This window comes from Sporolactobacillus sp. THM19-2 (assembly GCF_004153195.1).
In the GTDB taxonomy this organism is placed as follows: domain Bacteria; phylum Bacillota; class Bacilli; order Bacillales; family Sporolactobacillaceae; genus Sporolactobacillus.
In genome coordinates, this window is the sequence record NZ_SEMC01000013.1 from 57,720 (window position 1) to 64,697 (window position 6,978).

The following is a 6,978-nucleotide window of genomic DNA, read 5'->3' on the forward strand; positions in this document are numbered from 1 at the left end:
CAGTTATTATCAGGATGTGAATAATCTGTATGTCCTTACCAAAAATCAGTGTGATTGTGCCCATTTATAATGTACAAAGATATTTAAAAGCCTGTTTAAATGCTCTTGCGAAACAATCGTATAACAACATTGAAGTGATTATGGTCAATGACGGATCGACTGATAATAGCGGAAAGATCATGCATCACTACGCTAAGCGCTATACTCATTTTTTCGCTCATGATAAACGAAATGGCGGACTGGGGCAGGCCAGAAATTATGGCCTGCAATTTGTAAGTGGAAAATATATTGCTTTTGTCGATTCTGATGACCTTGTTACACCGCATGCTTACGAAAAAATGGTCTCAACAATCGAAAAGACGCAGTCTGATATGGTCATCGGTCATGTGACCCGCTTTAATTCATACAAAAAATTCCCTTCCGACCTGCACCGGTTAGTGTTTAAGAAAAAGAGTCTTAAAGACCATATTACGCGCAATCATGATCTGGTCTATGATACGACGGCATGGAATAAGCTGTACCGCAGGTCGTTCTGGGAAGCCAATCATTTTTCTTTTCCTGAGGGCATGCTTTACGAGGATATCCCGGTTACATTTCCCGCCCATTACCTTGCACATTCTGTGGATGTTCTTGATGATGTGGTCTATCTGTGGCGTTACAGAAATTTCAGCAGTCCGTCCATCACTCAGGACAGAACGGACATTAAAAATCTGGAAGATCGGTTAAAAGCTATTGACAGTGTGAACCATTTTTTTGAAACCCATGATATTGATGATGACCTGCGTTCGGCAATGGATTTTAAGCTGTTAAAGATTGATTTATTACTTTATTTAAATCGCTTAGACCTATGTGGAGAAGATTTCGTCAATCTGTTTTTTGAAAAAGTGAATCAATACCTGAATGTTATCCCTGAAAGGGTCTTACTCCAGCTTCCGCCTGTCGACAGGATCAAATACTATTATGTTAAAAAGCGGGATAAACAAAGGTTATTTGAAATCTTAAGCTATAGCAAAAGCAGAGCATTCAGAAGGCAAAAACCCATAAGGCGTAAGGAGCATTATTACTTCAGTAGTCCTTCAAGTGATCAATTGCCTGATCACTATCTGATCATGGATCAACAGATGACTGCTGTGCGTACGCTGAAAAGGATCCGCTGGAAGAAACATACACTGTCCATCAGTGGCGGTGCTTATATTAAAAGTGTTGATCTGGCTGATCGGTCGGATGTCGCTATGATATTTTCACTGGTGAACGATGCTACAGAAGAGAAATATCCGATTGATAAGACCAGGTTAACGAAAACATGGAGAAATACGCTCTCTGCGGCTATTGGAGGAAGGCTCAGTCACCCGCATATTGATTTTGTTTACAATTACAATTGGTCAGGATATATCCTGAATATTTCATTCGATCAGCTTCCTTTTTCGACACTACCCGAGGGAACTTATTATTTACGCGGAACAATTGATGCAGGAGATTTGAGCCGGTCTTTCAGGGCAGGACGGCTAAAATGGAGAAATCAGACACTTATGGCAAGAGATGTTGGACAGAGAATGATTCAGATCCATTTCAGCGGGAATGGAGATATGTACTTCAGAGTGTATCATGGTCAGAGGGTGCAGCCTGATGCGTAAACACATGTTACGCACGATAAAGGGTATTGTTCAAAAGCTCTATACTGTTGGTTTTGTCGTACTGGGCAAACTTCCCGTAAAGCGCAGACTGATCGTGTTTGAAAGTTTCTTTGGCAGGCAGTACAGTTGTAACCCCAGAGCAATATATGAGTATATGCATGTGCACTGCCCGGACTACCAACTGATATGGAGCGCGGCACGTGGTTGTGAGCAGATCTTTGAAAAGCATGATATTCCCTATGTCAGGCGCTATTCATTACGCTGGCTGCTTTTCATGACCCGGGCCGGCTACTGGGTAACTAACATTCGCTATCCCGACTGGTTCAGGAAACCGGCACATACCATTTTCCTGCAAACATGGCATGGAACGCCCTTAAAACGTCTGGCTCTTGATATTGAGGAGTGGCATGAACCGGGTGTTGTTGCCGGTCTATATAAGAAGCAGTTTAAAAGAGATTCTGCTATGTGGGATTACCTGATTTCTCCCAATCATTATTCTTCGAAAATTTTCCGCCGCGCTTTTGGTTTTAAAGGAACCCTGGTTGAATCCGGATATCCGCGTAACGATATTCTGTATCAGGCAAATCGCCCGGCAGAGATCGAACAGCTGAAAAAGGAATGCGGGCTCCCACGTGACAGGAAGGTCATACTCTACGCACCCACGTGGCGGGACGATCAGTTTTATGATAAGGGGAAATACAAATTCAGGCTGGCTCTGGATCTGGACAAGATGCAGGAAGCATTGGGTAAAGACTACATCATTTTGCTGCGCCTGCATTATCTGGTCGCTGATCATCTTGATTTATCCGATTATCATGGGTTTGTTTATGACTTTTCGAAATTTGAAGATATACGCGGGCTCTATCTGCTGTCTGATCTTCTGATTACGGATTACTCGTCGGTTTTCTTTGATTATGCCAATCTTCACCGGCCCATGATCTTTTTCGCTTACGATCTTGATCAGTACAGGGATCATTTACGGGGTTTTTACTTCGATTATGAAAAAAAAGCGCCCGGACCAATTGTACAGACAACGGATGGTGTTCTCCAGGCTATTCACACTTATGAAAGAACAGAATACCGCCCATGGCCGAACTTTGAAGCTTTCTATCGTCAATTCTGTGCGCTTGAGAATGGAAGTTCATCGCAGCAGGTGGTCAGACGTGTCTTTAAAAAGGTATGACAAGGTTTTCACTTCTCCTTGAAAAAGTGTAAAATTATGACTTATTCTGTCCAAAAACATGGTATAATACGAATAGAGACAGATCATTCAAAAATGTTTTATTACTGGTCAGGAAGGTTGGTGGCTGATATGTATGAGATTCTGGTGCCTGTCGATGGTTCCGATCCTGCTCGCAGGGCCGTTAAGGAAGCGGTTTCAATCGCGGAGGGTAAGAAGGATGTTGAAATTACCTTGCTTTATGTGAGCCCGTCTCCGGTATATTTTCCCTTTTACTCGATGGTCGGCCCATCACTGGATGCAGACGTTAAAGAAGTAGAAGAAAAAGAAGGAAATCAAATGCTTGATGACCTGATTACAGAAGAATCAAAGAGCGCCAATGTGACCTTTAAGAAAAAGCACTTATATGGTATTGCTGCACAGGAAATCTGCGATTACGCCAATGACACGAAGAAAGATCTGATTGTCATGGGTAATCGCGGCATGGGTGCTTTCGGTCAGGTGATTCTTGGCAGTGTCAGCAACAAGGTCCTCCACCTGGCAAACTGTCCGGTCATGATTGTCAAATAACAGCTGAGATTCAGCAGACCTCTGCAATTGTATTCTTTGCAGAGGTTTTTATTATGGTCTATCATAATAAGTGTCAGGTGATCGGATTGGGTCATCATTTTCAGATGCCAAAGGTTCATCTGTATTCATCGGCGTGTCTGACTAAAAAAATTTTATTTTTTGGATTCAAACCCTTGAAAGTCAAAAAAGGTCAGACTATAATAGAGCCATAAGGTCAAAGATGGTCAAATGACCATCGGATAACAGCCATAAGGAGGCAGGGTCTTATGCTTTGTGACGAATGTAAAGTGAACCCGGCAACGATCGATATGAATGTGATCGTGAACGGGCAGCAAAAGCATTTACATTTATGTGAGGAATGTTATGCGAAGATGAGAAATAATTTAAATAGGTCGTCCTTCTTCCAGAGCGGATCACTATTCGATGATTTGTTCAGGAGTTTCATGCAGCCGACTTTCTCGTCGGGAGAAAATAAAGCACAGGAAAATGGTATGGCATTTAATGGTCAGGCGCAGCAAATGGGCGGCGGAGGCGGTCGTCATGGCGGATTGCTCGATTCGCTTGGTCGTAATCTGACTGATGCGGCAAGAAAAGGGAACATTGATCCTGTGATTGGACGTGATCGCGAAGTTCAGCTCGTGATTGAAACATTGAACCGCAGAAATAAAAATAATCCTGTTCTGATTGGTGAACCAGGTGTCGGGAAAACGGCTATTGCTGAAGGGCTTGCTCTTAAGATTGTTGAGGGAAAGGTACCGGCTAAACTGGCAAACAAAGAGATTTATCTGCTCGATGTCTCTTCACTTGTGGCTGGAACAGGCATCCGCGGACAGTTTGAGCAACGAATGAAACAGCTGATGAACGAACTGGAGAAACGGAAGAATGTCATTGTCTTCATCGATGAGGTGCATCTCCTTGTCGGTGCCGGATCCGCTGAAGGTGGATCCATGGATGCAGGGAACATTCTGAAACCGGCGCTCGCACGCGGTGAGCTCCAGATCATGGGTGCGACAACGCTGAAAGAATACCGTAAAATTGAAAAGGACGCGGCTCTTGAACGTCGTTTCCAGCCGATCATCGTCAATGAACCGACAGCAGAGCAGACTGTACGCATTCTTAAGGGTATCCAGTCAAAGTACGAAAAGTATCATCACGTACATTATACGGATGACGCGATCAGGGCATGTGTAAACTTGTCTGCCCGCTACATCCAGGATCGTTTCCTTCCTGATAAAGCGATCGATCTGATGGATGAATCAGGATCGAAAATGAATCTGAATCTGACTCCTGTAGATACGGAGAGTGTTAAGAAGAAGATTGCAGAAATTTCCGCGGCCAAGGCGGAAGCAACAAAGAACGAACAGTTCGAGGCTGCGGCAAGACTTCGTGATCAGGAACATGCTTATCAGAAGCAGCTCGAACAGCTGGAGAAGATTAAATCCAATGGAACCGAACCTCCTGTTGCCGGTCATGAAGCCGTTGTTACAGCAGATCTGATTCAGCAGATTGTTGAAGATCGTACGGGCATACCGGTTCGTAAACTTCAGAGTGACGAGCAGAATAAAATGCGCAATCTTGAAGATCGTTTAAATCAGAAGGTCATTGGTCAGAAGGAAGCCGTGCAAAGAGTTTCCCGCGCCATTCGCCGCAACAGAACCGGATTCAGAAAATCGGAACGCCCGATTGGATCATTCCTGTTTGTCGGACCGACCGGAGTCGGGAAAACGGAACTTGCGAAAACACTCGCCTATGAAATGTTCGGTGAACGTGATGCGATGATTCGTCTTGATATGAGTGAATACATGGAGAAACACTCAGTCTCTAAACTGATTGGTGCACCTCCGGGCTATGTCGGACATGAAGAAGCCGGCCAGTTAACAGAAAAGGTACGTCGTAAACCATACAGTATTATTCTGGTTGATGAAATTGAAAAAGCTCATCCGGATGTCATGCATATGTTCCTGCAGATTCTGGACGACGGCCGTCTGACCGACAGCATGGGTCGAACAGTAAGCTTTAAAGATACCATCATTATCATGACGAGTAATGCCGGTATTTCGAACCGGAGAGCCACCGTCGGATTCGGTGCGACGGACAGCCATGATGATATGATCAAACAGCTGGAAAACTACTTCCAGCCGGAATTCCTGAACCGCTTTGATGCGATTGTGAAATTTAATTCACTGAAACGGGAAGATCTGATCGGTATTGTTAGTCTGATGCTTGAAGACATTAATAAGGCAGCGGACGAACAGGGTCTGGAGCTTCACGTCACAGACGCAGCGAAGAGAAAACTGGCCGAACTGGGATATAATCCTGAATTCGGTGCACGTCCACTCCGTCGTGTTCTCGAAGAAAAGATTGAAGATAAGATTTCTGATCTGCTTCTCGATAATGATCAGGCAAAGAAGATCATGGTCGATGAAGAGAACGGTGAAATCAAAGTAACAGCAGCCTGACAGGCAGTAAAAAGGCCGGCACCTCATGATTGAGGTGCCGGTCTTTTTTTGACTGAGAGAATCAGAATTCTTCATGCTGGACGACATGATCCGGAATCTTAAAGGGATTATCCTTATTTATCCGGTCAAAGAACAGAATGCCATTCAAGTGATCAATTTCATGCTGGATGGCAATGGCGGGATAGCCCTTCAGTCGCAGTTTCAGCGGTTTCCCGTCGATATCGAAGGCCTTAACTTTTACACGGGCATGACGGGGCACGAAGCCGGGCACATCCCGGTCGACGGACAGGCATCCCTCTCCGCCTTCAAGATAGGTGTTCTCGACGGAATGGCTGATAATTTTGGGATTAAACAGCGTATATTCATAATGTTTGCCCTTTTCATCATCCAGAAACAGGGCAATCATACGTTTGCTGATCGCAATTTGCGGTGCTGCAATTCCGATACCCGCGCGTAGATGATATTTTTTTGCTGTTTTTTCGTCCTGGCTGTTTTTCAGGAACTCCAGCATATCCCTTAATGTCTGCTTTTCTTCGTCTGTTGCAGGAAGCGGGACCTCTTTTGCAACTTGTCTGAGAATCGGGTTTCCTTCCCGAATGATATCATCCATAGTAATCATAAATGACGCACTCCTTCAATAAAAAACTCCAGCTGATGCTATAAGATAAGTGTAACATTAAATCTCTTCTGTGTTTACTGTTCCGCACATAAGGGGTGAAAATGATTTGACATGATCATGAAAACGTGACAAAATATAAATTACTTCTAAATCATCGTATACGTTGAAGGGAAAAAGTAGCAGCTGCTGCCGACTATCAGAGATCCGGCGGATGGTGCAAGCCGGAAGCAGGCAGCTGACGAATTACTACCCGGAGTATTCTTCCGTGAACACCGAAGTAGCGGAAGACGGCAGATCGCCGTTAGGTCAATGAAGCGGCCGGAGTCACGAATCCGGTCACAAGGATGGTACCGTGCATGAAGCGCTCCTTATTACAGGAGCGCTTTTTATAGTGCGCCCGGCATGGACGATAACTTGGCGGTGAAAGTCCGTCGTAGGCCGTAGCGGTCGGAACTACTAGCTGAGGACAAGGGTGTCTCCCGTGAGGGAGAATCTGAAGGAAGTCTAAAGCAAAGT

At 44.7% G+C, this 6,978-nt stretch carries 5 protein-coding genes and 1 other annotated feature; of the genes, 4 read left to right on the forward strand and 1 reads right to left on the reverse strand.

The genetic code is table 11. From position 1 onward, the window contains the following. Positions 1-29: 29 nt before the first annotated feature. The 4 genes from EWH91_RS10110 (at position 30) to EWH91_RS10125 (ending at position 5,843) form a co-directional block, all read left to right on the forward strand. A complete protein-coding gene (locus tag EWH91_RS10110) occupies positions 30-1,634 on the forward strand; it encodes a glycosyltransferase (RefSeq protein ID WP_129929925.1) in 1,605 nt (534 codons plus the stop codon). After that, complete coding sequence (locus EWH91_RS10115; protein ID WP_129929926.1) at positions 1,627-2,817, forward strand: CDP-glycerol glycerophosphotransferase family protein; 1,191 nt, start codon at positions 1,627-1,629, stop codon at positions 2,815-2,817. The genes EWH91_RS10110 and EWH91_RS10115 overlap by 8 nt, the downstream gene beginning before the upstream one ends. Before the next feature lie 129 nt (positions 2,818-2,946). Continuing rightward, on the forward strand, positions 2,947-3,384 hold the full coding sequence (locus tag EWH91_RS10120; RefSeq protein WP_129929927.1) for a universal stress protein: 438 nt from the start codon (positions 2,947-2,949) through the stop codon (positions 3,382-3,384). Positions 3,385-3,650: 266 nt separating this feature from the next. After that, positions 3,651-5,843: an ATP-dependent Clp protease ATP-binding subunit gene (locus tag EWH91_RS10125; protein ID WP_129929928.1), complete on the forward strand. Its 2,193-nt coding sequence runs from the start codon at positions 3,651-3,653 to the stop codon at positions 5,841-5,843. 61 nt (positions 5,844-5,904) lie between these two features. Here EWH91_RS10125 and def read toward each other — a convergent pair whose 3' ends face one another. Then, positions 5,905-6,462, reverse strand: a complete 558-nt coding sequence (gene def, locus EWH91_RS10130) for a peptide deformylase (protein ID WP_129929929.1) — start codon at positions 6,460-6,462, stop codon at positions 5,905-5,907. Between the two features lie 154 nt (positions 6,463-6,616). Then, positions 6,617-6,834: a binding site (T-box leader), on the forward strand. Positions 6,835-6,978: the final 144 nt, after the last annotated feature.